Origin of the sequence: Paenarthrobacter sp. AR 02, assembly GCF_021538675.1 — a bacterium.
Classification (GTDB): domain Bacteria; phylum Actinomycetota; class Actinomycetes; order Actinomycetales; family Micrococcaceae; genus Arthrobacter.
Map to the genome: position 1 here is coordinate 81,601 of NZ_JAJUKH010000010.1, position 26,149 is coordinate 107,749.

The 26,149-nt window shown below is 57.2% G+C and carries 22 protein-coding genes and 1 pseudogene; 6 read left to right on the forward strand and 17 right to left on the reverse strand.

Annotation, left to right across the window (positions count from 1 at the left end; genetic code table 11):
* The first annotated feature begins 78 nt into the window (after positions 1-78).
* Genes LRQ04_RS16640 through LRQ04_RS16650 form a run of 3 tightly spaced genes read left to right on the forward strand, consistent with a single transcriptional unit; the run spans position 79 to position 2,362 of the window.
* Positions 79-1,584 (forward strand): NAD-dependent succinate-semialdehyde dehydrogenase, encoded by a 1,506-nt coding sequence (locus LRQ04_RS16640; protein WP_166842588.1) that lies wholly within the window; start codon positions 79-81, stop codon positions 1,582-1,584.
* A gap of 41 nt (positions 1,585-1,625) precedes the next feature.
* On the forward strand, positions 1,626-1,892 hold the full coding sequence (locus LRQ04_RS16645; protein WP_235521471.1) for a DUF2437 domain-containing protein: 267 nt from the start codon (positions 1,626-1,628) through the stop codon (positions 1,890-1,892).
* Positions 1,893-1,933: 41 nt separating this feature from the next.
* Positions 1,934-2,362, forward strand: a complete 429-nt coding sequence (locus tag LRQ04_RS16650; RefSeq protein WP_235521472.1) for a fumarylacetoacetate hydrolase family protein — start codon at positions 1,934-1,936, stop codon at positions 2,360-2,362.
* 199 nt (positions 2,363-2,561) lie between these two features.
* Here LRQ04_RS16650 and LRQ04_RS20790 read toward each other — a convergent pair whose 3' ends face one another.
* The 6 genes from LRQ04_RS20790 to LRQ04_RS16675 all read right to left on the reverse strand — a co-directional run bounded on the left by LRQ04_RS20790 (position 2,562) and on the right by LRQ04_RS16675 (position 10,173).
* Complete coding sequence (locus tag LRQ04_RS20790) at positions 2,562-3,062, reverse strand: multidrug efflux SMR transporter (protein ID WP_374198966.1); 501 nt, start codon at positions 3,060-3,062, stop codon at positions 2,562-2,564.
* Positions 3,063-3,112: 50 nt separating this feature from the next.
* Positions 3,113-3,463, reverse strand: coding sequence for a multidrug efflux SMR transporter (locus LRQ04_RS16655; protein ID WP_016359430.1), 351 nt, complete (start codon positions 3,461-3,463; stop codon positions 3,113-3,115).
* A gap of 27 nt (positions 3,464-3,490) precedes the next feature.
* Positions 3,491-4,417, reverse strand: a complete 927-nt coding sequence (locus LRQ04_RS16660; RefSeq protein WP_016359431.1) for a bifunctional methylenetetrahydrofolate dehydrogenase/methenyltetrahydrofolate cyclohydrolase — start codon at positions 4,415-4,417, stop codon at positions 3,491-3,493.
* A gap of 96 nt (positions 4,418-4,513) precedes the next feature.
* Complete coding sequence (locus LRQ04_RS16665) at positions 4,514-6,988, reverse strand: FAD-dependent oxidoreductase (RefSeq protein ID WP_016359432.1); 2,475 nt, start codon at positions 6,986-6,988, stop codon at positions 4,514-4,516.
* Between the two features lie 55 nt (positions 6,989-7,043).
* Positions 7,044-7,907 (reverse strand): formyltetrahydrofolate deformylase, encoded by an 864-nt coding sequence (purU, locus tag LRQ04_RS16670; RefSeq protein WP_016359433.1) that lies wholly within the window; start codon positions 7,905-7,907, stop codon positions 7,044-7,046.
* Between the two features lie 820 nt (positions 7,908-8,727).
* Positions 8,728-10,173: an APC family permease gene (locus tag LRQ04_RS16675; RefSeq protein WP_225740119.1), complete on the reverse strand. Its 1,446-nt coding sequence runs from the start codon at positions 10,171-10,173 to the stop codon at positions 8,728-8,730.
* Positions 10,174-10,654: 481 nt separating this feature from the next.
* Here LRQ04_RS16675 and pmfR point away from each other — a divergent pair, with 481 nt between their 5' ends.
* From pmfR to LRQ04_RS16690, 3 genes and pseudogenes are all read left to right on the forward strand, one after another.
* Positions 10,655-12,067: a transcciptional activator PmfR gene (pmfR, locus tag LRQ04_RS16680; RefSeq protein WP_016359436.1), complete on the forward strand. Its 1,413-nt coding sequence runs from the start codon at positions 10,655-10,657 to the stop codon at positions 12,065-12,067.
* A gap of 1,242 nt (positions 12,068-13,309) precedes the next feature.
* Positions 13,310-13,996, forward strand: a complete 687-nt coding sequence (locus tag LRQ04_RS16685) for a hypothetical protein (RefSeq protein ID WP_235521473.1) — start codon at positions 13,310-13,312, stop codon at positions 13,994-13,996.
* A 167-nt stretch (positions 13,997-14,163) separates the two neighbouring features.
* Positions 14,164-14,367 (forward strand): annotated as a pseudogene (locus LRQ04_RS16690) (DUF4193 domain-containing protein); the annotation flags it as partial.
* An 807-nt stretch (positions 14,368-15,174) separates the two neighbouring features.
* Here the strand turns inward: LRQ04_RS16690 and nboR are convergent.
* The 11 genes from nboR to kdhC form a co-directional block, all read right to left on the reverse strand.
* Positions 15,175-15,789, reverse strand: a complete 615-nt coding sequence (nboR, locus tag LRQ04_RS16695; protein ID WP_017200526.1) for a nicotine blue oxidoreductase — start codon at positions 15,787-15,789, stop codon at positions 15,175-15,177.
* The gene (locus LRQ04_RS16700; protein ID WP_235521474.1) at positions 15,782-16,135 is read right to left on the reverse strand and encodes a hypothetical protein; all 354 of its coding nucleotides are present in this window, start codon (positions 16,133-16,135) and stop codon (positions 15,782-15,784) included. Before LRQ04_RS16700 ends, nboR begins: the two co-directional genes overlap by 8 nt.
* Positions 16,136-16,161: 26 nt before the next feature.
* On the reverse strand, positions 16,162-17,295 hold the full coding sequence (locus tag LRQ04_RS16705) for an XdhC family protein (RefSeq protein ID WP_016359443.1): 1,134 nt from the start codon (positions 17,293-17,295) through the stop codon (positions 16,162-16,164).
* Positions 17,288-18,379: a VWA domain-containing protein gene (locus tag LRQ04_RS16710; RefSeq protein WP_235521475.1), complete on the reverse strand. Its 1,092-nt coding sequence runs from the start codon at positions 18,377-18,379 to the stop codon at positions 17,288-17,290. The genes LRQ04_RS16705 and LRQ04_RS16710 overlap by 8 nt, the downstream gene beginning before the upstream one ends.
* A 17-nt stretch (positions 18,380-18,396) precedes the next feature.
* A complete protein-coding gene (locus tag LRQ04_RS16715) occupies positions 18,397-19,290 on the reverse strand; it encodes a MoxR family ATPase (protein ID WP_016359445.1) in 894 nt (297 codons plus the stop codon).
* Positions 19,291-19,492: 202 nt separating this feature from the next.
* Positions 19,493-20,368: a carbon-nitrogen family hydrolase gene (locus tag LRQ04_RS16720; RefSeq protein ID WP_021474599.1), complete on the reverse strand. Its 876-nt coding sequence runs from the start codon at positions 20,366-20,368 to the stop codon at positions 19,493-19,495.
* Positions 20,369-20,373: 5 nt separating this feature from the next.
* The gene (locus tag LRQ04_RS16725; protein WP_016359447.1) at positions 20,374-21,081 is read right to left on the reverse strand and encodes an SRPBCC family protein; all 708 of its coding nucleotides are present in this window, start codon (positions 21,079-21,081) and stop codon (positions 20,374-20,376) included.
* 15 nt (positions 21,082-21,096) lie between these two features.
* Positions 21,097-22,290: a 2,6-dihydroxypyridine 3-monooxygenase gene (gene dhpH, locus LRQ04_RS16730; RefSeq protein WP_016359448.1), complete on the reverse strand. Its 1,194-nt coding sequence runs from the start codon at positions 22,288-22,290 to the stop codon at positions 21,097-21,099.
* Positions 22,287-23,219, reverse strand: coding sequence for a cyclase family protein (locus LRQ04_RS16735; protein WP_016359449.1), 933 nt, complete (start codon positions 23,217-23,219; stop codon positions 22,287-22,289). The genes dhpH and LRQ04_RS16735 overlap by 4 nt, the downstream gene beginning before the upstream one ends.
* A complete protein-coding gene (locus tag LRQ04_RS16740; RefSeq protein WP_017200523.1) occupies positions 23,219-23,524 on the reverse strand; it encodes a Dabb family protein in 306 nt (101 codons plus the stop codon). Before LRQ04_RS16740 ends, LRQ04_RS16735 begins: the two co-directional genes overlap by 1 nt.
* A 97-nt stretch (positions 23,525-23,621) precedes the next feature.
* A complete protein-coding gene (gene kdhC, locus LRQ04_RS16745; protein ID WP_017200522.1) occupies positions 23,622-26,006 on the reverse strand; it encodes a 6-hydroxypseudooxynicotine dehydrogenase complex subunit gamma in 2,385 nt (794 codons plus the stop codon).
* Positions 26,007-26,149 lie beyond the last annotated feature (143 nt).

The following is a 26,149-nucleotide window of genomic DNA, read 5'->3' on the forward strand; positions in this document are numbered from 1 at the left end:
TAGCGGAAACTTACTCACCCCCAATGTGCCCACCCACCACAATCAGTCGCTTACAAAACAATCTTCTGAGGACTACAAATGACAGTTGAATCGGCTGTGTTCCCCGCCGCTCCCCTAGAGCGCGAGGCCCCTCTGCTCGCGTCTGTGCCCACCGGCTTGCTTGTTGGCGGCCAGTGGCGGGATGCATCAGACGGCGGAACGTTTGATGTGCGTGATCCTGCTACGGGGGAGGTGCTCGCTACTCTAGCTTCGGCCACTAGCGAAGATGCCGTCGCCGCTCTGGAGGCTGCTTGCGCGGCGCAGACCTCGTGGGCGCGGACCGCTCCGCGGGTGCGAGCCGAGATTTTGCGCCGTGCCTTCGACCTGGTAACAGCGCGATCGGAGGACTTCGCGCTTTTGATGACGTTGGAGATGGGCAAGCCATTGGCTGAAGCCCGGGGCGAGGTTGCCTACGGCGCCGAGTTTCTGCGTTGGTTCTCGGAAGAAACTGTTCGGGACTACGGCCGATACCTCACCACCCCCGAAGGTAAGAACAAGATCCTGGTCCAGCACAAACCCGTAGGTCCCTGCCTGCTGATAACGCCGTGGAATTTCCCGTTGGCCATGGCTACTCGCAAGGTTGCTCCCGCGGTCGCCGCTGGTTGCACGATGGTTCTTAAACCAGCAAAGCTGACGCCGCTAACTTCGCAGCTATTTGCCCAAACGATGATGGAGGCCGGCCTTCCTGCAGGAGTTCTCAATGTCGTTTCTTCCTCCTCGGCGTCGGGGATATCCGGGCCACTCCTGAAAGATTCCCGGCTGCGTAAGGTTTCCTTCACAGGGTCCACTCCGGTCGGCAAGCGCCTGATGTCAGACGCTTCCCGACATGTCCTGCGGACTTCCATGGAATTGGGTGGAAATGCTCCGTTCGTCGTGTTCGAAGATGCAGACCTGGACAAAGCTGTAGAAGGGGCAATGGCGGCCAAGATGCGGAACATGGGCGAGGCCTGCACAGCAGCCAACCGGTTCCTCGTTCAAGAATCCGTGGCGCAGGAATTCACCCGGAAGTTCGCAGCCGCGATGGGTGCCCTCTCCACCGGCCGAGGTACGGACCCTGCCAGTCAGGTCGGCCCGCTGATCAATAACGGTGCTCGCGACGACATCCATGCCCTAGTCACTGCTGCGGTGGACGCCGGCGCTGTCGCTGTCACCGGCGGGGCCCCCGTGGACGGGCCAGGCTACTTCTATCAGCCCACCGTCCTCGCCGACGTTCCCAACAATGCGGCGATCCTCGGCCAGGAAATCTTCGGACCCGTCGCTCCTGTCACCACCTTCACTACTGAACAGGACGCAATCAAACTGGCTAACGCCTCGGAATACGGGCTCGCGGCCTACCTTTACAGCCGCGACTTTAACCGGCTCCTGCGGGTGGCGGAGCAGATCGAGTTTGGCATGGTTGGCTTCAACGCGGGCATCATCTCCAACGCCGCCGCCCCCTTTGGTGGCGTTAAACAATCAGGGCTAGGCCGCGAAGGCGGGTCCGAAGGTATCGCCGAATACACCACCACCCAATACATCGGCATCGCCGATCCCTACGAGAACTGAACGACTGGTAGGGGCTTACATGCCGTCTGAACCAGTGAATAATGCGACTTGCTAGGATACAAACGAGCGCAGGCCCACGGCATGCAGTATTTCGGAACGGTGAGTGGCACCATCTGGAAGACCCCTTTGCCGAAGTCATATCCTTCACTGGGCAAGTCACACCGGCGGATGGTGCGAAGCTACTCGCCCCGGTACGTCCGTCCGTCCTCATAGGAATGAGCCATAACCGCCCTACCAATAAGCATCCGCTTCCCGTACAGGCATGGCACAAATCCGTACATACCCTGGCCAACCGGGTGATCAGATAAAGACGGCTCGGGACGCTGGGGCAGTCCACGTGGAGGGCGAGTTGGCAGTTGTTATTCGTAAACGCGCTGCCGGTCTCACCACGGAAGAGGCGATGGACCATGCGCTGGGGTACACGATCGCGAATGATGTCACGAACGCCGACCAAGGACTTATCGACGAAAAACTCTTCCAAGCCAAAGCCGGTATCAATTACACACCTCTTGGACCTTGGATTGAGACCGACATTAGGGATCCTGAAAAGGTCAACATCACCGTGCGAGTGAACGGCGAGGTTAGGGCCAATTCCGGGACATTCAATCTACCCACGAGCGTCGTGGACTGCCTGGTGTATGTCGCTCGCTGGACGACTCTGAAGCCTGGTGACATCGTGATGACGGGGGCGCCGGGTACCTTCGCAGCTGTTAACCCCGGAGACTGCGTACAAATCAGTCTCGAGGGAATTGGTACGTTGACCAGCACAGTCGTCTAAATACTGCAAATAAAGGACCCCTTCCGAGAGGGGTCAGGCACAATCCTTCGCAAGTCCATGATCTGACCCTTGGCGCCGTTCTTCAAGCGGCCCGGATAGTCCGATGTGCTTCGTCACCTAGCCCGACTTCCTTGAGTTCGCCGAGCGCCGGCTCTCCCGAGCTATGAGAAGACGCGGAACATCGGCTGTACCCAACCTCTTAGACGTCTTTGCGTCGTGCCGAGTGTTGGCGCGTGGTGGCAAGGTTCAATATAACGATGCCCCCGATCACTGCAGTAATGGCTGTTATCCTTCCCAAAGTGACTGCCTCTCCGTGGATAATCGCGCCAGCAAAGGCAACGGCTACTGTGCCTAGACCAGACCACGTAGCATAAGCGACGCCTAGTGGTACTGCCCTAAGCGCGCGGGTTAGCAGAAAGAAGGAAAAGGCGTATAGTGCCATGGCCGCGGTTGTCTGTGCCGGGAGTTGAAAGCCCTCGGAAAAGTCGAGAATTACTGTGCCAGTCACCTCGGTGGTTATGGCACTTCCAAGATACAACCAAGCATGAAGGCGATGTCTATGAAGTAACGGCGCACGTTTCTGCCCCCTGTTACCTTTGTCAGCCGCCACGCTTCCTGCCTCTCCTGTGATGATCTGCCGAATCGCTGTGCAAAAGTTCAAGACCGTCCTGACTGGAGTTCGTCGTGCATAGCTACTCATGCCCCCGATTATCAGCCTTCATGGTCTGAACTCGGGAGGCAGAGTTTGAGTCATTGACCGGCTTGGAGGTTGAGGGTGACCACGCCCGTGACCACAAGAGCCAGTCCGATGGCATGTTTCCAGCTGAAGCGTTCGTTTCTGAACAGGACGCCAATAACTGCTACAGACGCAGTTCCCAGGCCGGCCCAAAGTGCGTAAGCAATTCCGATGTCGGTGAACTTGAGGATCTGAGCCAAGAGGGCGAAGGCAACCGTGTATAGGCAGGCGACTGCCACAGTCGGCTTGAGTTTCCTGAATCCGTTTGTTTGAGGGAGCAGACTGGTAGCTGCTACTTCCGCAGCGATCGCCAGTAAAAGAAGGGGCCAGATGGTTAATGCCCTCCTTCCATACCTGGTCTGCAAACGAAGGGTGGTCCTGGCGGGGCGTTTCTACGCATACGAAAGATCCCGTTCGGCCGCCTCAACGACGTTTACAAGAAGCATCGCCCGGGTCATAGGACCAACACCGCCGGGGTTGGGTGAGATCCAGGCGGCGACCTGCATAGTGTCGGCATCGACGTCTCCTTGAAGGGCGGCTTTGCCGGTGCTGGCGTCAAGGATCCGTGACACTCCTACGTCTAAGACTATTGACCCCGGCTTCAGGTGTTTACCTTGCACGATCCCCGGTACACCGGCAGCGGCCACGACAACATCTGCGCGCTTTAGCAGCTTGGGGAGATCAGCCGAACCGGTATGCGCTGAAGTGACGGTTGCGTTGATAGCGCGCCGTGTAAGCAGTAGCCCCAGGGGCCGGCCCACTGTCACTCCTCGACCGATGACAAGCACTTCCAAACCGTTGAGAGCGATCCCGTGTCGGGATAAGAGCTCCACGATGGCGTTTGGAGTGCATGGTAGAGGAGAGGTGAGGTCGCCGCTAACGTTGAGTGCAAGCTTTCCAAGGTTGATCGGATGTAGTCCGTCTGCATCCTTTTGAGGGGAAATTTTTTCCAAGACAGCATTTTGGTCGATATGTGGGGGCAGTGGTAGCTGGACTATGTAGCCTGTGGTTCTGGCATCTTTATTCAGCTCATCAAGAACGCTCTCTAATTCCCTCTGAGAGATTGTCGACGGTAAGTCCCGACGAATGGATTCAATCCCCACTTCCGCACAGTCTCTATGCTTCCCCGCTACATAGGAATGGCTTGCAGGATCATCACCAACGAGGATCGTTCCCAAGCCAACCGTCTTGCCATGGTCCTTCAATGCTGCAATTCGACCCGCGAGTTCGGTTTTCACGGCACGAGCGGTTGCCCTGCCGTCCAGGATGTTGCCGACGTTCTCCAACGGGTTCGGTTCGTGCATGACGTTCTTGGCCATAGGCCTTCCTTTGTAGTGGTCCCGTGAGGCTTTCATCTGTCCAGAGGCCGAACCATGCGATATCTGGGCCAAGGGGGGTCGAGGGGGATGTCGCTCCTAACCGCGGAGCCGTTCGCCCTTTGGATCGTAGAACGGCCGCCGGGAGACCTTCGCGGGGTAAAGCCGTCCCTTGCACTGGACCTCGAAGTCACCGGAGAGATCTGCATCAGGTTCAAGAGCGGCAATTCCGACTGCGCGTCCCAGCGTGTGGCCATAGCTGCCGCTCGTCATGCGTCCGACTGGAAGGCCGTTACAGTATACGGTCTCGTCATGTACGAACACCGGATCGGGGTCTTCCAGTGCTACATACACCGTTCGATGATCGGGCGCTGTGGGGTCGAGCTTGAGGAGGGCGTCTTTGCCTAGGAAGCCTCCCGGTTTGTCCATCGAGATAGTGAAACGAAGGCCTGCCGAATAGGGATCGTCAATGGGCCCGATGTCGTGACCCAGGTGCCTGAATCCCTTCTCGCTGCGCAGTGAATCCAAGGCGTGGTATCCGGCCAATTTGAGTCCAAGATCCTGCCCTGCTTCCCACAGCGCGTCCAGGACGTTGACTGCCATGTCGGCACTTGGGTACAACTCGTAGCCCAATTCGCCTACGAAGCTCACGCGCAAACTGTACGCATAGCCGTCTGCAATCTCTACCATGCGTCCGTGGGTGTATCTCTGTGCTTCGTCGGACCAGTCTTCCGGCGAAATCCTGCTAAGAAGTTCTCGGCTTTTCGGTCCCATGACTCCGATTGTGGCCAGAGCCGCCGTGCAGTCAAATACCGCGGCCGCTTTACCCCGAGCGATTCGTTTGAGGTATGCTGCCGTCTTTTGCTGGGTAAATGACGGGGTAACGACCAAGAACCGGTCAAGGCCAAGACGAGTGATGGTTCCGTCTAGTTCGATCCCCGCTCGGTCATTTAAGAAGAGGGTATAGACCGCTTTATCGGTCTCGACGTCGATGTCTGCTGTTGCGGCCATCTGACACACCTCAAGAGCATCAGGACCAGCAACTTCGAATTTTGCAAAAGGACTCAGATCGAAAAGGACCACTCCCTCACGCGCCGCTTTATGTTCTTCGGCGACACGGTCGAACCAGTTCGGGCGTCCATAGCTGTAGTCGTAGGTGGGAGAGGTTCCCGGGGCCCCGTACCAGTTTGCCCGCTCCCCACCGTTAACTTCACCAAAGCAGGCCCCGAGCTCAGCGAGGCGCGCGTGAAGGGGCGTTCGACGGACGTTGCGGCCAGTTTCCATCTGCAAGTTCGGCCAGTGCATTGCATAAAGTCGACCAAGGCCCTCCTTAGTTCGGGCCTTGAGATAGTTTCGGTTGTTTTGGTGTCCCGAAAAGCGCTGCACGTCCACCGCGGATGAGTCAAAACCGGGCGTACCTGAAATGACCCACTCCGCCAGCTCCTTACCTATGCCGGGAGCAAAGATAATCCCCTGAGAATTGAAGCCTGCTGCCACGAAGAGATTGGAAAGTTCGGAGGTTTCACCCACGGCAAAGTTGGCGTCTGGGGTGAAGCTTTCGGGAGCGTTCAGGAATCGGTCGAATCCCGCCGAAGCAAGTGCAGGCACTACCCCTTCGGCCTTCGCTCTGATCGGAGCGAAGTGTTCCCACTCCGGTCCGAACTCGGCGAAGCCGTTGGAGGGAATCTCCTCAACGGGGCGTGGAAGCCCGTCAGGCTCGAATGCGCCAACCAAGAGCCTCCCGGCCTCGTGACGGATGTAGTAGCTGTTGTCTAGATCCCTATATACGGGCAGCTCAGGGACAGCCCCGTCAATTTCTGCAGATCGGACGTGGATGTGTTCGGCGGCGTACAAGGGGACCTTCACCCCGGCGGTGGCCGCGAGATCACGAGTCCACAAACCGCACGCCAAAATCACCCGATCGCAGTGCACGATTCCTTGATCCGTGAGTACGCCGACGACGAGATCGCCCTGACGAAGTACCTTGTGTACGGCAACGTTTTCGCGTATTTGGGTCCCAAGGCTATGGGCGAGTTTAGCGAGAGCCACTGTTGCGTGACCCGGGTTGATGTGACCATCGTCAGGCAGCAGGAGCGCTCCGGCAACCCCTGAGTAGGTTGCGAGAGGCCACAATTCCTTGTATCGGTCCTCAGTTAGCCATTCAGTTCTTACGCCCTGCTGGTCGGCCACGTCCTTTGCATAAAGAAGCTCGTCAACGCGACCGGCGGTTCGCGCAACACTGAGGGACCCGCAACGCTGAAATGAGACGTCCAGCCCGGACATCTGCTCGAGCCGGCTATAAAAGTCCAAGCCGTACTTGGCCAGCTTTGTCATAGTCGTGGTCCCGCGCGCTCCAGTGACCAAGCCTGCGGCGTGCCAAGAGGTGCCGCTGCCCAGGACGTTGCTCTCCAAAAGTAGGGTGTCGTTCTCACCCGCAGCTGAAAGGTGGTAGGCGATGCTGGCACCGATAATGCCGCCACCGACCACGACTGTACGGACGTGGGTCGGCAACGGGTCATGGGAAGTAGCTGTAAACATGCTGGCGCTTATGTCGCGGTCGACAAGCCTGTCCATCAGGGTCTCATTTCTACTCAGGTCGATGTACGACTCTGGGCAAGGGTAGTTGTGCTTAGTTGAAGACGACGGTGCGGTGGCCGTTCAGCAGGATCCGCTGTTCCGCGTGCCATTGAACGGCACGGGACAGTGCAAGTCGCTCAGCATCCTGCCCTGCCACTGCGAGTTGAGCTGGACTGTAGTCATGTCCAACTCGAAGAACTTCCTGTTCGATGATTGGTCCTTCGTCCAGTTCGGCGGTGACGTAGTGTGCTGTCGCCCCAACGAGTTTCACCCCGCGGTCAAATGCTTGGTGGTAGGGTTTGGCGCCCTTAAACCCTGGAAGGAATGAGTGGTGGATATTGATGGCCTTGCCAGCAAGTTCGCGGCAAAGATTGTCGCTAAGGACCTGCATATACCGGGCTAGAACGGTCAGTTCCACTTCATGTTCTGCAAGGAGAGCCAGCAGATGTTCCTCTGCTTCCTGCTTGGTTTCCGGCGTTACCGGAATGTGAAAGAAGGGGATTCCATGGGCATCTGCAACTGGCTGAAGAGTCGCATGGTTCGAGGCGATGAATGGAAAATCCACTTTGAGTTGTCCTGAGCGCCAACGGAAGAGCAGGTCGTTGAGGCAATGCTCGGCTTTGGAAACCAGCAGTGCAACCTTGGGTCGATCAGAGGCGTCGACCAAGGTCCACTCCATCTCGTATGTGGAGGCCACCGCTAGAAACGCGCTTTTCAGATCGCCAATGGATACAGTTGCTGGGCAGGAGATGTGCACGCGCATGAAGAATCTGCGTTCCGCGGCATCGTCGAACTGCTGACTGGCAAGAATATTGCAGCCATGGGATACCAAGAAGCCTGAGACAGCGTGAACGATTCCAATCCTGTCTCTGCAGCTGAGTGAAAGAATTACTTGGCGGAATTGGGCGTTTTCCATGGGGCTCCTAGGGGGGAGGTTCGTACGTGGGGTGCCCTTGCGAGGAGGGACGGTTCGGGCAGTGCCTATAGATAGGCCTACGCCTGCCAGCTGCACCTGCATCGTGTGTTGACCATACGCGCCAGAACGGGCCCCTTCCATGCGGTGTTTGTCTGAAAAGACCATGGTTTTGGTACTAAGGTCTAAACTGCGACTTTGATACGTCCAGTGGTGGGGCGGCTTGCGTTGCAGCCTGCCGAGCGGAGCGTGGCCTGGGCTGGGGACGCAAAACCTTCGAGCGAGTCGTTTTGCCACTGCCCCTCACCTTCGCGCCAGCGCCGGAAGAAATGCATGAAGCCAGCGACCGGAGGTGGCATCGCTGGCAGCTATACCCAGGTGATCAGCTCGGCAAAAAGGAGGCCTGGCCTCAAGCTCATGGACCGCCTACATCGTGCTGGTCTTAGACCCTCAACCGCTGTCACATGGCTTGCTCAATCAGTACCTGTCGACGTGCTGCTGCTTCCCGGGCCCAAACTCAGCGGGTACCACCCACCTTCAACGGCCCGTTGGATTCAGCCCCGGTGAAGTTCCCAATTTCACAATGGGTCCTTGTTGGATGTTCCCCGCATCTGTTCGGACAGATGCGGGGAACGAAGCATGGCTCCCTTCAGCTCACTGTCCTCGTGGGTCTCTTTTAGAAGGTTCATTGTGGTAGCAGGAGGCTCCCGGCCGGGGTTGGACGGGAGCCTCCTAATTGCGCGCTATTTGGGAGCGGGCGCTACTCGCCGGTGCAGTTTATGCAACCTGCGCCTTGACTCCTAGGGAGATCATGCAATGCGCCCTAGGCGGAAATCGAGGTCCTCCTTTTGCTGCGGACAGATGCCACAAAGCCGACGAGGAACACCGCGACTGTTCCGATCATTACATAGGGTAATGCGCTCAGGGGCCCCGGCGCTGGGTACAAGATTCCGTTTACATAGAGCCACAGAACAGTTGCCGACGCCAGAGCAGCGCCTATGTTTACCAGAACCGATTTCCGCGGACTGAGGCGATTTAGCAACACCGCACCGCCGATGCAGATGAGGAAGTATGGAATTACCCAGAAGTAGACCAACAGGGTGGCAATGTATCCGTAAATTTCCAGGGGGGTGGATGATGTCAGCCAGAGCATTACAGGGGGGCCAACGAGCGAGGGAACTCCAAGGAAGGCAATGGCTGCCAGCGGACTCTTGTAACGCTTGCTGACTTTGGTTAAGGCAGAAGGCAGGAGGCCGTCAGAAGCCGCGCTGACAACGACTCGCGACCCGTAGTTGAAGAATCCAATCAGGCTGGCAAAGACGGCAGCAGCCAGAACCAGGTCGCTGATGTTCGATAGAAAACCTACCCCTGCTGCTTCAGCAAGCACCGCATTCGGTGAGACACCAAGGGCAAGCTGGTCAGCAGAATCGACAAGAGTCGGCACCTGGATAACTGTGGCAGCAAGGAAGGCCATACCGAGGACGACGGGGATCACCATGATTGCCCGAGGAATCGCGCGGGTAGGGTTTCTGGTTTCTGCGCCAAGGGCCGCGCTGCTTTCGAAACCGATGAAGAACGTCGAGCCTATTGCTAGACCTTGCAGGAAACTGTTGAAGGTGAAGTCGCTGAGACTAAGCTGGCTCGCCAGGTCAACATTTCCGCCGAATGCCGTTGCCACGGTAATGACCAACATAACGGGCACAGAAACGACCGTGAGGATGACGCTGGAACGGACTGATACGTCCAATCCTCGATAGGCGATCCCCATAGCTACCAGCGCCGCTAAGACGTAAATTACCAGTTGTATCTCTGGTCCTGCTGCGCTAGAAACGCCCACGGACATGAGGAAACTTCCGACATAGAGACCCAGTGAGACGACTAGGACCATGACTACAACGATGTAACCTGGGACCATCGCCGCCGCGATGACGAGCGGGCTCCACGAGCCAAACACGTGCCGAATATAGGAGTAGAGCGACCCAGTTCCTATAAACCGTCGGGCGAACGCAGTAACGAATAACCCAATGATGGTGAATGCCACAACGGAGGCAGCCATAGCCAGCCACGACGAACGCCCTGTGTAGGCGGCGAGGAAAGCGGGGACTGCTGAAAGACCGACGGCGGGAATAAAAGAAGATATTGAAAGCCCCATCACCTGCGGGCCGGTGAGGTGTCCCAACTGTAGATCTGCATGGGCTATATCTTGAGGAGGTGGTGCTTGGCCACCGTCCGCCGATGTTCCTGTGATATCAGAAGAAGAAGATTGCAAAGGTGTACGCCTTTCAGGTGAGTCGCGGTCACACGACCACGACGCTTAAGCGGCTTCTTCGAACCTGTCGAAGAAGTCGGTTGGGAAGATGCGCCCTTGCACCTACCAGATGGCGACTTGGGTTCGGATTGTGGTTGCGACCAATTCAGTCTTGTATGCTCACCGAGCCAGTTCGCCAGCAATGTTTTCGGCTGTTCAAGCTGTTTAGCCTTCTAACAGCGTTCGATACCAGCGGGAGGGGTTGAGTCGAGCTGGTCTCACAAATGACGGCCACGCTCCGATGCTGTGGGAATACTTGTGTGGCCGGTGTCAGGTCAGTGCACGGTGCCTACAAAGCTCCCTAAGGGTCATGGCTGCCTGCGTGTGACACACCTTACGCATCCGTTCCGTGAGCCAAAACTCGACAAAAGACCAAAGTTTGCGAAATATTCGTGTTGGCGTACTAGAGAGTTACCTCATACACGAGTACTAAGATGCCCGTATGGAACAGCAAGTGCTGACGGTCAGGGACCTCGTTACCGCTCAAAGCCTGGGTATGAAGGTACTTTCTGGCGCCGGCGGCCTTGACCGGCAGGTTCTATGGGCGCACAGCTGCGAGTTGAGTGATCCCGACCGCTGGCTTGGTCCGCACGAGTTACTCATGACAGTGGGCCTGTGTGTTCCGCATAGTGCCGTGGAACAACGGAACTTCATTGTCAAACTCGACGAGGCCGGCCTTTCCGGTGTTGCCTTGGGGGATCACAACAGCCTCCCCCCACTCACTCGGGAACTATACGAAGAAGCAGACAGACGTTCTTTTCCTGTACTTCTCACGAACCAGGCCACTCCCTTCGCAGCAATTGGGAGAACAGTTGCCGCTGCTACCGCAACCACCCAAACCATGCAAGTACTCAAGCTGAGCAAGCTCTATCAGTTGTCCACGTACGCCCGTACTGACCCGTTACGGATGATGAACGACTTACAGGCTCTTCTAAGGGCGGGTCTCAGCGTCTTCGATGTGCAAACCGGCCTAACGATTGTAGAAGGGGCACCGCTAGAATTTATGCCCACGTCCGTCCGGGAACGTACCTATGCGCTCCCGGGGGACAGCGACTCCAGGCTCATGATTTCCGAATATCCCGGCGAAGAGGTGAGCAGCTTCCTGCTAATCCATGTCCTGCAGGTGATAGATGTCGCGTTGAGCCAACTTCTACGGTCACTTCGCCGCCGTTCCGAACGGTCGACTCAAATGCTTGCGTCCATTTTTGAAGGGCGTAGCCCTGATGGGTTGGGGAGCATTCTGGGTCCGAGCGGTACTTCGTCAGGCTATCAATTCGTTGCAGTGGCATTGGAAGATAGCGAAAAGGTAGCCCGGGCCGCGTCCATCAAGTCACTGCCAGTTCTGGCCGGGCCCGGAAGCAGCTCGTTTTTTATCCTGATGCCTGAGCAGAGTCGAAATGACGTCCGGAACTTGCTCCACGGCCTCGACGTCCGGGCCGGGGTATCGTCAACCTACCTCGACTTGCGGGATGCTAAAGCTGCTGCGGATGAAGCCGCAAAGATCTTTTCATCTGGTGGGACGAACGGTCTATGGACGGACTTCACCGGGGTCCCGGTATCGCTACTAACCCGCTCTAGAAAGGAAGCCTCGGCCATAGTCCAACAGGTATTAGGTAGACTCGCGGGTACGGATCCTAAAATAACTGTTCTGCGTGAAACGCTGTTTGCTTTCCTTGCCAATGACCGTCGCTGGAATGAAACGGCAGCCGCTCTTGGCATCCACCGGCAGACCTTGTCCTATAGACTCACCCGGATCAAAGAGATCACCGGGCGGGATATCGCGTCGTCAGCGGATCTGTCTGCCTTCTGGCTTGCGTTTCAAGCCTGGCCCTCCTTCTCGGACAGATCCGACTGAAGACTTCCGTCATTCACGAGTTCCTCGTTCCAGGCTGTCGTAGTGACGGACATTGTCAAGGGCACCGCTCATACACCCTGCGAAGGGCGTCTTCCAAAGAGCAGGTTCTACTTGCGATCCAAGGAATCAGACAAAAGGGTTTCTTGTTTTTGGCTTTCCCTATCATGACTGCCGCTTCCCGAACGTCTAATGTCGAAGAACAGGGCTTGTTGTTGAGTGCACCTGTGAGCAGCAAAATCGGCTGACGCGACTCGCCCCGGTTCCTGCTCCGGTTATCCCTGCTCTTACATAGGAGCCTTCCGTATCAGCAGTCGAGCTCCCTTTGTCCCTCAACACCCTCGTCCACCAACGCGTGGCCTCGAGGAACAGAAAGGTTACCCCATGATGACAGCCGCCGTTCCGGACGGGCACACTTTAGATCCCCGCTTACGCACCCTCACCCCAGGACAGCACCCGCGTCTTGCCCTTGAACCTGCCGGTTCTGGTTGCGAAGAGCACCCCTGCAGATTCTGCAACTTGCCGGAAACGGATTGAGCAGCCAACGAAAGCAAGTTAGCGGTGCTGCTGTCACGGACAATGGCTTCCCCAGAACCCGCCTCATCCCGTCGGTGTTCTTAGGACTACTTGTGCAAGCGAAATCGAGAAGTGAGGGTGTGCAATTAGGCGGTCTTGTTTTTCGCTGGTCGTCGATGTGTCAAACGTGTCGGCGCCGCCGCACAAAAATCGGTTTTGACCGCGGTGGATGTCGCGGACGCTGCGGACGTTCTTGGCGTCGGAGGTGACGCCCTTCCCACAGTTTACCGCTCAGATGTTCCCTTCTTCGCCTTACCACCAGTGACGGCAGCCCGCTGCTCCGGCCCACAGCAACAGGTGTACGATCTTGGGCCGTTGGGACGTGGAGAGAAAGCTGGCGAAAGCACCATCGGCCTCTGATGCGAGATGGGGGCATATCGCAGGCCTTCAAGCTGTGTGGAGTCAGTGGGCTGGTTGTTTGTTTGGTTCGGGAAGGTTGATTCCTACGTAGGTTTGCGGTGCTGGTGTGGTGGGTCGGTCTCGGAATCTGTGCGGGTACGGGTCGTAGTAGCGTTGCAGGGTTTGGTCGCGTTCCTTCCGAATGCTTTTCCATGTGCCGTCGTGGACTTGCGCTGAGGAGAACAGGGCGATGCCGGAGTGTTCGTGCTTGGTGTTGTACCAAACCCAATTCCCATTTACAGGCGCCCTCGTGTGGTTCATCGTCGAGGTATGCGAGTGGCCGGAATTCTCCCCTCAGACGCTCCTGACCCGCGGGCCGGACGGGCCGAGCGCCTGAAGCTGATGCCCATTCCGGTGATGGGGCTCGCGCCTCAACCATCGTTGGAGGACACCGACAGCGTTGGTGTGACCTATGGCCAAGATGATCGTGGGTACAACGAGATGACGGCGAGCATCACCTATACGCTCTGGCGAAACCCGGATGACCACTCAGACCCGGTAAACCTCGCGGACCTCAACGAGAAGACACGCAGATCGATCGAGGAAGTTCCGCCATGGCCGCGGCCCCCTTGGCTGATCGAGTACGTGGAGCGCCTGCGTTACCCGCAACTTGAGGAGGCCGTGCGAACCACCTGGCACCGTGATCCATCCGAGCGTTCTTCGGTTCGAAGCCTGTTGGTTGACCATGTCAACCACATCCTCATGAACCAATATCGGCAAGAGCTCTGGCCGGGCAGCAACCCGTGGGACCAGCACGCCCCCACAGTTACCGGCCGGATGGTCAACAGCCAGGCCAGGACCGTCATCAACGGAGTCGATATGCCCGGTGCAGAGGTCGATACGGACCCGTTCGTCTACGGTATCGGAGCCCAACTGGCAGGCGGCGGCGTGGTGACCGCTGTGCTTCCCCGCACTGAGCTCAAGCACATCCAAGTCCAATTCATGCCCCGGACCTAACGGTTCCATTCCAAACACAGCAACACCAAGCTTGACGTCGCCCCCTAGGGGAACCTCGTCCGTAAGCCGATCCCCAACCGGGTCAGCGATCCAGTCCATTGGCGGGGCCGGGACGAAGGATGCATGGTCGTTGGCGGTAACGGGTGGCCAGTGTCGCCCCGAAAGGGGCCGTCATCGACATCGATGAGACCGATCTCGCCGAGGCTTTCTAACTGCCCGGCGCTGACCTTTCCAACGAAGAACTGCTGGTCCAGGTCATTCCGATCCAGTCTGACGAATTCACGTTTATGTCCTGTTTCCTTGTCCACCACCGCAGCCAGCTCGCCAAGGAAAGGGACGGAAACAAGTATTGCACCGAATGCGAAGGCTGAACCATTTCACCTGCTCGAAGGGCGACGGCTGACCCTGGGAAATATGTGGACAGGGCTGCAGCGCAACAGCAGTCCCAGCGTCTCCTCGACCTCACGAACCCGACGCGCCGGCCCCGGACTAAGCTTCACCACCTGGATGGGAAACAACGCATTCCGCAGCTTCCAAACCTGTCACAGTCAGCCCTTTCTAACGCGGACCACTCGCCATTCGTGCGGGCCATGTTCCCATGCTCTCGTGGAATCAGATTCGGTCGAGGTCACCCTCCTGGATCATCCGCCGCCACTTCCGGAACGTCCACCGTGTCCCGTAGCGCCACACATTGCCCGATATATGGCTGATGTCCACAACCGGCACGCTGCGCGATTGCCATGCACAGTTTCACCAACTGCTCATATCGAGCATCGGAGGCACTGGACTTCCTAGACACATATTAGGTCTACCGATGAAACTCCTAAGTCGCTGAGGTTAACTCCAAGCCGTAGGAAAGGTTCAATTTTGGCCCGTCACCGGCAATGGCTTTTATTCACGCAAAGACACCTTCCGCCCTTTGTGTCCGCTGCCTGGCAGAGACCAAGACCGGAAGGCGGCAGGTCGGTCATTCTTCCCAGCCAAGTCCATTGGTCGTCGCGAGAGGGGTGCTTGCATTCGGCACATTCTGTCTGTCCGCTGCCAAATAGTGCCGTACGTAGTCGATCCATCCGGAATAGGAAAGCCATAGTGGAACGTCCTTCTGTTGAGAGAATCAACCTAAACGTGCTTTTGAGACCCACGAGAAATAGGTGGGGTGCAGGCTGCGGGGCATCGTCCTACAGGAGGCGATACATCTGCTCCACGGTGTCTACGTCCTCACCGGTAGATTCATCACTGCAATCGATAAGATCTACGAGCCACGGTTTCTGGCGTAAGAAAACCCTGGCTCCGGCATCACCGGAAACGGTACTGGCCACTGCTGGCCGAAGTCCTGCATCGATGACCATTGGATGACCTCTTCGGAGCACCCGAGGGCTGTCTAACGATGAGTACGCAGCCGAACTGATGCGCCCCGGCCGGTGGGAGACGAGTAGCCGGCCAACAGTGGTGACGCTGAGCCCTGGTTGATCTACCAGAGCCACGAGGATGTGGTTCTTTGTATGTGCAGCAGCATCACCGGCAAGGTAGGAACTTCCCATACCTGATGACCAGTCATGGTTCACCACTATCCGATAGGGCTCAAGGTTTGCACGGGCGCACACCGCTTGTGCATTCGCTCCAAGAACAATTACTACCTCATGACAGCCGCCGACAAGCATTGTCTCGGCGGCGTCCTCAACGAGGTTTCGTCCGCGGTATGGCAGGAGCGCCTTCGGACCACGCCCAAGACGTTTTCCGGCGCCGGCGGCCAGCAACACTCCCGTCACACACGGCAAATCCGTGTCACCCACCGTGAGGTTCCTGTTCGCAAGATGGAAGGACTGTCAGATCCCATTGCTTGGTGCGATCCCGACGCAGTCGATAGTCAGTACAAAAGATTAGCCTTCTCTCCCCAAGCCCTTCTAGGCGAATCCAGATGATGCCAAGGGAAGGAGCGCTCGTGTCCACGACGCCGGAGTAGGGTAACGTGCCATCTTCACACACCTGGATCTGGTCACCCTGCGCCAACATTTGCAGATCAAATAGCTGGCTTTCGTCGAAGTTGCCGGGTGCGGGATTTTCTACTGACTTTGAAACTGCCATGGTCTTGTTGTCCACCGGGTTTTGCCAACTTCGGTTGTCTTCAGAAGGTTGCATTGCTAGCTCTTTAGGGTTGGACATTGCTAGGCCGGGTCCGAGTGCACAGCGCCAGTGGAGTCGCGCAGAGGGCGGCCACTCCCCTGCCAACGCTTGGCTATTATTTCGGCCACAACTGACACTGCTGTTTCCTCCGGTGTCCGGCCGCCGAGATCAAGTCCGATGGGACTATGAAGCTCGGCAATTTGCCGCTCTATCACTCCAGCCTCCAGAAGGCGGTTTAGCCGATCTTCATGGGTCTTTCGTGAGCCCATAGCGCCTATGTAGGAGGGCCTGCATGCCCCCTCCAGCCGCAGGGCGATTTCCAAGACAGGGACGTCGAACTTGGGATCATGGGTAAGAACGCAGATGACCGTGCGGTTGTCCACCTTTCCCTGTGTCACTTCCTGCTGAAGGTAAACGTGAGGCCAAGATACGATCACCTCGTCCGCACCAGGAAAGCGCGCGGTGGTCGCAAATACAGGGCGAGCATCGCAGACGGTCACATGAAAGCCCACCATTGACCCAGCCCGCGCGACTGCTGCTGCAAAATCGATGGCACCAAAAATGATCATTCTGGGCTTGGGCTGATAGGAAGAAACAAAGACCTTTGTTCCGGTTTCCATCCGTTCCCCGCTGGGACCGTACGTGAGCACCTTGGATTCACCCGAAGCCAGCAGGCCTCTCGCATCGTCGGCAATCGCATGGTCCAGCATGTTATTGCCGAGGGTCCCGCCAGTATGGGCTGGCCAGACTATTAGCCGCTTACCCAGCATTTCTGGCTGGTCATGTTCGACCACGGTAGCGGTGGCAACGGGGTTGCCCTTCTGAACGTCCTGAATGATCGTTCGTAATTCTGGGTAACTTTCTTTGGTGACTCGTTCAACGAAGACGTCGATTGTTCCGCCACAGGTCAGTCCTACGGCTACAGCGTCATCGTCGCTATATCCAAACCGTTGCAGAACAGGAGTACCGTCTTCAATGACCTCCTGCGCAATTTGGTAAACAGCTCCTTCGACGCAACCCCCGGAGACTGAGCCGACGGCCTCCCCCGGGGTGCTTACGGCCATCGCAGCGCCCGCTGGCCGGGGGGCCGATTTAGACGTGCTGACGACTGTGGCGAGGGCGAAGGTTTCTCCGTGCGTCGTCCATTCTGCCAGTGCTTCAATAACGTCACGCATGTGCTATCCGATCTGCTAGGTCCCTAAAAGCTGCCATGGTGTGGCCGGCGACCAGGGCATCAACGTGCGGGAGAACGGCCTTAATGCCGCTCTGTATAGGTTCGTATCCAGACTTTCCGCGGTGGGGGTTGGCCCAGATAACACGATGAGCCAAACCATGGAGGCGGGAAACCTGACGGGCAAGATCTCTGGGATCCCCACGTTCCCATCCGTCACTGGCGATCACCAGCACAGAACCTCTGAGCATTGCGTGTTGTCCCCACAGGGTAATGAAGGCCGCTAGGGCTTCGCCCAGTCGCGTGCCTCCGGACCAATCGGGAACGACGAGTCCAGCGTCCAACAGTGCGACCTCCGGATCCGGGTGCTGCAATGCCGAGGTCACTCTGGTTAGGCGTGTGCCGATAGAAAATACTTCTGTTGTGTCGGACGCGCCAGCTAAAAGGCGGTGACCGAAGCGGAAAAAGCTGTCAGCATAGGCTTCCATAGATCCTGAAACATCTACGATCAAGACGACTCGTCGGGGCTTTTTCGTTCGGAAGCGATATTGCAGGCGCCCTGGTTCGCCGCCTCTCCTCAGATTGTCTCGGACAGTGTGTGCCGGATCGATGCGCTTGTGGCGATGGGTCCGCTTGTAACGCGCCCTTCTCAGCGGTTCTCTAACAGGTAGAGCAGCAAAGGCCTCCGCAAGATAACTCTTTTCCTCCGCTGACATGAGTGCCACATCTCGGTGTTGCAGGGATTCATCTTTGCTAGCCAGTGCAATCTGCTGCTCCAATTCCGGCTGAGGGCTGTCGCCGTCTGCTGCGTCGGGAAGGCTTGCTTCCTGTCCCTCCGAAAGGGGCACAGGAATCGGCGATTCCGATGAAAACCACAGGCCGAACGTCCGGTCGTAGGGCCCGAAGTCAGACCTGCTCCTACATAACGTCGCGCGTCCGGCCCAGAAGACCTCGTCGCGACGCTGAAGATCCAAAACGCTCAGAGCCTCGAGGTAAAGCTGGGCCTGTTCGGCCCCTATGGTCATCCCCTCATCTCTGAGAGCACCTACGAAACCATAAAAAATTTTCAGACCTACTTGTGAAGACATCGCCAGTACCGTTCACGTTAGGTAGGAAAGACGGTTCTTAGGGCGTTCAAGATAAGCTCCTGGTCGTCTTGGTCTTTGCAGAGGGCGCCAATTGTCAGGCTGGCACTGTCGGCGTCGATGTCACTTCCGCCAAGGCGGTTCAAAGCCTGGGCCCAGTCAAGCGCTTCGGCTACCCCAGGGGAGCGTCGCAAACGTCCCTGATTGCGCAAGGACTGGACTACGTCCACCACCTGCTGCGCTAGCTTCTCATCCACGCCGGGCAGCCGTGTCTTGATGATCTCCAACTCACGGGCCGGTTCTGGGTGGTCTATCCAATGAAAGTAGCATCGCCGTTTCAGAGCCTCGTGTAACTCACGGGTCCGGTTGGAGGTCAGGATCACGATGGGTGGAACTTTGGCGGTGATAGTACCCAACTCGGGTATAGATATTTGGTTTGATGCGAGCACTTCCAGGAGGAACGCTTCAAATTCATCGTCAGCTCGGTCAACCTCGTCGATGAGGAGAACGGCCGGTCCACTTTGTAAGGCCCGAAGAATCGGACGAGGCAGCAGGAAACGTTCGGTATATAGGGACTGCTCTAGTTCCTCCGCACTCGTTGTCGAATTTGCTGCCTCCAGTGAGCGTAAGTAAAGAATCTGACGTGAGAAATCCCAGTCATAGAGCGCTTGGGTGGACTCGATGCCCTCGTAGCACTGCAGTCGGATCAACGGGATTGCCAGCATCTTAGCTATTGCTTCGGCCAAGGACGTTTTTCCCGTGCCTGGAGCACCTTCAACAAGCAGCGGCTTGTTCATCGCAACAGATAGAAAGACGGTGGTGGATAGACCCTCGTCAGCCAAATAGTTGACAGCCTTGAGCCGCGCAGCCATCTCACCGGGACTTTCCGGTTTGGTCACTTTGTCGTTACTCATTGTCTCGCCTTGCTAGTCGGTTTTCGAGGTGTGGCATTGCGGCTTTTTGCGGTGTCTACTTATGCAGGTGCTGAATACCGCCAGTAGAAGGGCGTCCACCGGCCGTACCAACCGTAAGAACAGCCGATTCCGGGATGCCCCGCCCTACCCGAATCGGCAGGACATCCCGGCCGAGTCTGCTCGGATTAGACCCTTACTATTCCTACAAGTGGCTTGCGATCACGGTCTTGCCCTTAGCAGCCCAGATATCTGCCCGCCGGTCGTTCAGCACCGGGAACGAACTTCGCAGTTCGTTCAGTGAATCGAAATTGAGAGTTGCACGGAGAACGGCTTCCTCTTTGTCTGCCTGAGCGAGGATATCTCCGTTGCCATCCACAATCTGACTGTGACCACCCAGCTCCACCTCCTGGTCAACCCCCGTCATGTTGCATTGCACGACAAAGGATTGGTTTTCGATTGCTCGAGCGCGACCCAGAGTCTGCCAATGCTGAATTCGCGTAAGTGGCCAGCATGCTGGTATCACATTGAGCGCCGTACCTTCTGCTGAGATGTGTCGATATAGTTCGGGGAAGCGAAGATCGTAGCATGTGCTGAGCCCAGTGATGGCAGTGGCTCGTTCTGTCTGCAGCTCCACCACCCTGGGTTCATCTCCCGCTGCTATCAGCTTTGGCTCTCCGTCGGAAAAGCCGAAGCGGTGGATCTTTTTATAGGTCGCCCGGAGGGATCCGGTCGGGTCAAAAAGAACCGATGTATTCCACATGTCAGAAGCAGCGCTGCTTGGTTCCGTGACCATGAAAGAGCCGGCGTGAAACCAGGCCTTCTTGTCCCTGGCCACTTCGGACAGGAAAGTGAACACTTCACTTTCCAGCGAAATGGCGTTCTTTCGCCAGCTGTCGTAGGAGAACCCGCCATGAAGCCAGAGTTCAGGCAGGACGATCAGGTCCGCTTTGCCGACGCCAGAAACCAAGTCCTGGATACGCGAAATCCTGTCCTCGAGCAGCTCTGTTGAGTCAAATTTCACCTGAACAGCTGCTACGTCAAGTTGCCCTCTACTTGGTGCTAGTTCGCGCACTTCCATCAGGTTCAAGACCTTCGGTTGCTTCCTGCGGCAACACCGGCCGAGAAGACCGCAATCAGCGCAGCTACGATGGAAACGATTGCGGGCAGCCACTGTCCAACTGCGGGAACTTCGACCTGAGTGCCAGGGCCCTTTTTGGCGGCCCGCGTGTCCTTTGCCAGCTTGATGAGGTCCAGTACTTCGGATTCTGCCTGAAGAGGTTGCTTTACTTCTCTTCCGAGGGCTGCTTCAGTTTTTGAGAGCTCAGATGCTTCGCTGCTGCTCTCGCTTCCTGAAGTCATCTCTACAGCCAACCGTTGGGCGAATACTCCGAGGATGGCCGTGGCCGCTTCATTGATTACACCTCGCCCGAACTGAGCGATTTTACCTGTCATGTCCAGCTCGGTCTGAACAATGACGGTGGCACCGTTTGCTTCCGGCTCAAGTCGGGCGGTGATAGTTGCGGACATATTTCCTTGCCCGCGAGCATCCTTCGCACGGGCCTGAATTACCGCGCGGCGGCCCTTTTCATCGACCTCAATGAATCGGGCAACGCCGACATACTCGGCCGTGATGGGCCCAACCTTGATTTTTGCCTTGCCCTCGTACTCGTCACCGTCAACACTGGTGATGGATGCTCCGGGAAGCATGGGGGCGATTCGCTGCAAGTCCAGCAAAACCGGCCACGCCTCGTCCGGGGGTACGGGCACGGTAAAAGTGTTGGTCATCTCCATGATGGTTTTTCCTTATTAAGAATTAGTGACGACGGATGGTTCATCCACTTTAGGGAGCCCAAAAGCAAACGCGGGGTTTCCGGGCTCAAAGCTTCCCCCGTGCTGCAGACGGGACGCCATCTTTTTCACTTTGTTGAGATAAGCGTGTCCCTGCTGCAGCTGTCTGGTTTCCCAACTCTGCAGGGACCCCCGCAGATCATGGTTCTTTGTGAAGACTTCGGCAAGGGTTCGTGCGTCATCACAAGCTTTAGCACCCCCCGCAGCGGCGTGGGGCCTTGGAGTCACCGCCGCGTCTCCGATCAACAGGACACGGCCATGAACCATGCGGTCGACGGTGGCATCTGCAACAACAGTCACGAATGGGGAGGAGGCGTTGAGTACGAGGTCCCTGAAGGGCTTGAAGAGGCTCTCGCCCTTACTGTGGAACTGACGGAGATTGTGGGGATTCAGCGAGTTATTGTGGACCGATGTCGGGAGCCTGATGCCGCGAACGTCTGTCATAAGTTCGTCGAGGTCCGGTCCTTCAGCGACGTTCCAGTACCACTGAAAATTCAGACGCGGGGACTCGGCGTTTTCCCGTCCTGGAATCGGGTAAGCGATGAGGTGGCCATCGTCCAGAAGTCCATACGTGAACTTGTCGTTAAAGTAGTTCCACACGTCGTCGGCAACTTCGCCCGGCTGAAGCACGCCTCGCCAGGTGACGTAGCCCGCGTATGTGGGCTCAATACCCAGCAGGCGCTTGCGAACTACCGAGGCTCCGCCGTCCGCGCCGATCACCCAGTTCGCTTCGGCCTTTGTGCCATCTGAGAAGCGCATCTGCACTGTTTCGGAATCTTGGCTTAGGCCGACCAGGCATTTACTGGTGTGGTATCGCTCGGGTCCGAACAGCTCGTAGAGCCCCCCGTATATCGAGTCGTAGCTAGTGAAGCGCCAGTCTGCAGGAACGGATCCGACTCTTTCTCCAGTCAGTGCGTCCACATATTCCATGGATGATGACGGCACGCTGATGGAGTCCAGCTCAACGCCTTGCTCCAGCAAGTAATGAACAAGCTCCGGCTGGACGACAATGCCTGTGCCGAAGCCTGAGAGGGGCTGAGGTGATCGCTCATAGACATCGACGTCAACGCCAGCATCTCGAAGCATCAGCGCTGCTGTCAGCCCAGATATCGAACCACCAACTACCGCGATACGGTCGGTCGTGGGACTCATGCGTTATTCCTTAGTGCCATGGCGAGCGGGCGCATCGGGGCACCGCTCGCTCCCCGAAGACGGATAGGAGCAGCGATTAGGCAAAATTCCTTTACTCCATCCGCTGCCAGTTCCTCCAGATTCAACAGTTCCACCATGGGCACACCGGCTTCGGCAAGGAAGTGGGTATGCCCGGGAAGCCAGTTGTCCTCATGCTCCGACGGACCTACCTCTACGCACTCCTGGTCAGCACCGATTGCGGAAATGTTTTGGCTGGTGAGCCATCGGGCAGCATCCAGGCTTAGGCCTGGAGGGTTTCCAAGAGTCTTGGTTCCGTCCGGCCAGTAACGCATACGTCCGGTACGGACCAAGGGCACATCCCCCGTCTGCAGTACGAGGCCGGCTTTATCCAGTGCCTCTTCGATGTCTGCAACAGTGATCGCGTAGGAATCAGGGAGGCAGTCAACGTTCTTGAGACCAGCAATATCCAACAATACGCCGCGGGTGATGATTGGCGGGATCGTCTCCGCCCCGCCCTTGGTCCAGGTCCGGCTGCCCAGATTCTCTTCCGGCTTATACCCATTGTAGATCTGTCCGTCGACACCGAAGTGGTTCAACGAGTCAATATGCGTCCCGGTGTGGGTATACATGAAGACGACGTCACCCGAGTAGCACACGTGCCTGTTGACATCCTCGCCGACGCCGTTGAGGTTATCCACCACCGTGCCTTGAGGGGTGTGGCTCATGAAAATTTGGTAGCTAGGGTCACCGGCTCCCTGAAAGCTGGGCATGCCTACGAAGTAGTCAACACTGAGGTCATAGACCCGAGACGGGTCGGCCCGGTGAAGGACGTCGGCGCGTACAGACTCGTCAAGGAGGTTTAGTGCGCCCCGCTCGTCATCGGCGCCCCACGGGCTCATCCCGACCTTTACGTCTGCAGTCTGGCTCATCAGACGGCCTCGACTTCGTAATCAACCACAGCCCTGTCCGCGAACATCGGCATAAGTGTGGCGACTACCTCGAGGTGGAAGGGATCCGTGGAGTACTTGTCCAGATCAGCCCAGCTTGCAAAGTCAGAAATCAGAACTCCGTCCCACGGCGCACCGTTATCCCCGGGGTCGCCAGAGTGAGTGCCAATCTCCCAGCCCTGAATGAAACCTAGGCGCGGGGGAAGAGTGTTGAGAATTTCAACAATTTCCTCCTGGCTGCTGCCTTCAGCTACGCGCCATGCAAATACGTGTCGAACCTTAGTCATCAGTAGACCTCTCATGTGTGTCTTGGATTACCCGCCGGGTTGTGTCTGTTCAGTTTGGTAAGAGCAGCGAAGTTGTCCCACTGGCGGATTGCACAAGTTACCGTTCTGCTTTGTTCAAACCTTGACAGCGGCTGAAGATCTGCTCGGGGGTGACTGGCAAACGGTCAGTATGTACGCCATCGGCGATGGCATCATCGATAGCTGAAGCGATTGCCGCGCCGGCCGCAATGATGCCAATTTCCCCAAGGCCCTTGGCGCCAAAGGGGTTGTCCGGTGACTTGGCATCTTCAGTTACAAAACAGTCGACGTTCGGCATCTCCTGAGCGCTTGGCAACAAGTAGTCCATGAACGACGTCGTAATCGGCTGTCCATCCTCTTCGTAGAGGAACTCCTCGTACAGGGCGCCTCCAATGCCTTGAACCGCCGCACCTATGATCTGGCCCCTCGTGGTCAGGGGGTTGATTACCCTTCCTGCTTCCGTGGAAGTGGAAAAGCGAAGAATCCTATGACCGCCTGTGTCAGGATCTAGTTCGATTTGTACGAGTGTTACCCCGTATGGATAGTTCATGGCGTTGTTCATGTAGACCGCGTCCGCTGCTAGGCCGGGTTCATCATTGTCGGCCCTCGCCGTGAAGGGGTCCCTCGCCGCTGCGATCTCGTACAGCGAGATTTGCTGATCAGTGCCCTTGACCTTAAAACTGCCTGCAGTTAATTCGAGGTCGTCCGGATCAGCTTCCAGCATCTCACTGGCCAAGCGTCTGGCTTTTTCCACAACTGCAAGCGCAGCTTTGCGGGCAGCACCTCCAGCAAGAACAGTTGAACGGCTGGACCAGGAACCCACACCGTCCGGAATAAGCTCTGTATCGCTATGGACGATGTCAATGTTTTCGGGAGCGATCTGTAGCTCTTCGGCGACAATCTGGGCCAGAACCGTTTCGATTCCCTGCCCGACCGAGGAACCTCCGGTTTTGACCGTAACGCGGCCGGCACGGCTGACTTCAACGCCGCCGGTTTCGAAAAGCCCCAGACCTGCCTTATCCATCAGCACGCCGAGGCCTACGCCGACTTTTCGGCCATCCGCCCGTAGTCGTTTGGATTCCTCAAGCCACTCCGAGAAGTTTGCTGCCTCCAGAGCTTCGTTGAAATGCTTAACTACGTCTCCCGAGTCGAAGTGGTAGGGCTCGTGGACGATGTCAAGACCCGGTGTCCAGGGGAGGTCTTCAGCCGTAAGAAGGTTTCGTCGGCGAAATTCCGTCTTGCTGAGACCGATTTCTTCACACGCCAGATCAAAGATCCGCTCTCGAGCGAAAGTGGACTCGTAGCGTCCAGGCGCGCGGTAAGCTCCGACAGGTGTTTTGTTGGTGAAGACGGCGTGCAGAGTAGCATCGTAGGCAGGGACCCGATAGGGGCCGAACACAATGCCGGCAGTAATGTCGCTGACTAGCGGCTCCGCCTGCCTGAAATAGGCACCATGGTTGTGGAAAATTTCGTCCTTCATACCCAGGATTCTGCCCTCAGCATCGAGCGCGAGTTCGAGCTTATGCACCATTTCCCGGGCATGGGACGTGGAAGTCATGTGCTCGACTCGGTCCTCAGTCCATTTGATCGGGACTCCCAACGTACGGGCTGCCCATGCTGCAACAACGTTTTCTGGGAAGACTCCGCCCTTCACGCCAAAACTGCCGCCGATCTCTACGTGTTTCATCCGTACGTTGACCTCGGGAAGATTCAGCATCTTGGCGATGATCCTCCGGTTGTCATGCACATGCACGGTGCCCCAGATGAACAGCGTGTCCCTTGCTGGGTCGGGCTGTACCACTACGGCCCGCGGTTCCATAGGTACACCGGAATGGCGGTTCGTGACGTACTTGTGGCGAATGACGTGCTCTGCTTCGGCGAAGGCGCGATCAATATCGCCGTAGGCCTTTTTGATGCGCGCACCTTCATTGCCGCGCCCCGGAAAGAGCTCGACCTTACCGGTCAATGCTTCTTCCGGATCCAAGAGGACCGGGAGCGGCTCATACTCGATAGAGACAAGCTCAGCTGCGTCTTCGGCAAGATAAGGATCAACAGCAAGTACAGCAACCACCGGCTGCCCCACATATAGCACCTTGTCTACTGCTAGGACGGGGTGACTGAAGTCCTCAATGTTTTCATAAATTTCGTGATATCCCAGCTCTTCCAAGAGAACCGAACCCAGGTGCCGCGTGTGCTCAGACGTGATAACCATTCGTACGCCTGGAGTCTTTTCAGCTTCAGTGGCGTCTATGGACACGATCCGGGCATGAGCCTGTGTTGAACGGACAATGCGCATATGCAATTGCCCGGGCACTCCCAGATCGCCAGCAAATGTTGCTGTTCCAGTGAGTAGCCGGCGGTCCTCCCGCCGCAGAACCTCCTGGCCTATCCATGCCTGTCTGTTGCCCTCGTCCGCGCCGGCTCTACCGTTGTCAGGGATGAGCGCTTTAGCCTTTGCCATCATGCGCTCAGTATGTCATCGGGCCGTCCAGCCTGGATGTTCAGGCATTGACAAAAACGCGGCCTAAGTCTCCGCAGTTAGTAGGCGCCCTCGCGCAGCTTCCATAGCATGATCATTTCGCAGACCCCTTGCGCGGGGTCACGGAA

Excerpts from the sequence above, each read along its gene's own strand:
- LRQ04_RS16640 (WP_166842588.1), top strand. The coding sequence starts at position 79 with ATGACAGTTGAATCGGCTGTGTTCCCCGCCGCTCCCCTAGAGCGCGAG.
- LRQ04_RS16645 (WP_235521471.1), top strand. The coding sequence starts at position 1,626 with ATGCGACTTGCTAGGATACAAACGAGCGCAGGCCCACGGCATGCAGTA.
- LRQ04_RS20790 (WP_374198966.1), bottom strand. The coding sequence starts at position 3,062 with ATGAGTAGCTATGCACGACGAACTCCAGTCAGGACGGTCTTGAACTTT.
- LRQ04_RS16660 (WP_016359431.1), bottom strand. The coding sequence starts at position 4,417 with ATGGCCAAGAACGTCATGCACGAACCGAACCCGTTGGAGAACGTCGGC.
- LRQ04_RS16665 (WP_016359432.1), bottom strand. The coding sequence starts at position 6,988 with ATGGACAGGCTTGTCGACCGCGACATAAGCGCCAGCATGTTTACAGCT.
- purU (WP_016359433.1), bottom strand. The coding sequence starts at position 7,907 with ATGGAAAACGCCCAATTCCGCCAAGTAATTCTTTCACTCAGCTGCAGA.
- pmfR (WP_016359436.1), top strand. The coding sequence starts at position 10,655 with ATGGAACAGCAAGTGCTGACGGTCAGGGACCTCGTTACCGCTCAAAGC.
- LRQ04_RS16685 (WP_235521473.1), top strand. The coding sequence starts at position 13,310 with ATGCGAGTGGCCGGAATTCTCCCCTCAGACGCTCCTGACCCGCGGGCC.
- LRQ04_RS16700 (WP_235521474.1), bottom strand. The coding sequence starts at position 16,135 with ATGCAACCTTCTGAAGACAACCGAAGTTGGCAAAACCCGGTGGACAAC.
- LRQ04_RS16705 (WP_016359443.1), bottom strand. The coding sequence starts at position 17,295 with ATGCGTGACGTTATTGAAGCACTGGCAGAATGGACGACGCACGGAGAA.
- LRQ04_RS16710 (WP_235521475.1), bottom strand. The coding sequence starts at position 18,379 with ATGTCTTCACAAGTAGGTCTGAAAATTTTTTATGGTTTCGTAGGTGCT.
- LRQ04_RS16715 (WP_016359445.1), bottom strand. The coding sequence starts at position 19,290 with ATGAGTAACGACAAAGTGACCAAACCGGAAAGTCCCGGTGAGATGGCT.
- LRQ04_RS16720 (WP_021474599.1), bottom strand. The coding sequence starts at position 20,368 with ATGGAAGTGCGCGAACTAGCACCAAGTAGAGGGCAACTTGACGTAGCA.
- LRQ04_RS16725 (WP_016359447.1), bottom strand. The coding sequence starts at position 21,081 with ATGGAGATGACCAACACTTTTACCGTGCCCGTACCCCCGGACGAGGCG.
- dhpH (WP_016359448.1), bottom strand. The coding sequence starts at position 22,290 with ATGAGTCCCACGACCGACCGTATCGCGGTAGTTGGTGGTTCGATATCT.
- LRQ04_RS16735 (WP_016359449.1), bottom strand. The coding sequence starts at position 23,219 with ATGAGCCAGACTGCAGACGTAAAGGTCGGGATGAGCCCGTGGGGCGCC.
- LRQ04_RS16740 (WP_017200523.1), bottom strand. The coding sequence starts at position 23,524 with ATGACTAAGGTTCGACACGTATTTGCATGGCGCGTAGCTGAAGGCAGC.
- kdhC (WP_017200522.1), bottom strand. The coding sequence starts at position 26,006 with ATGATGGCAAAGGCTAAAGCGCTCATCCCTGACAACGGTAGAGCCGGC.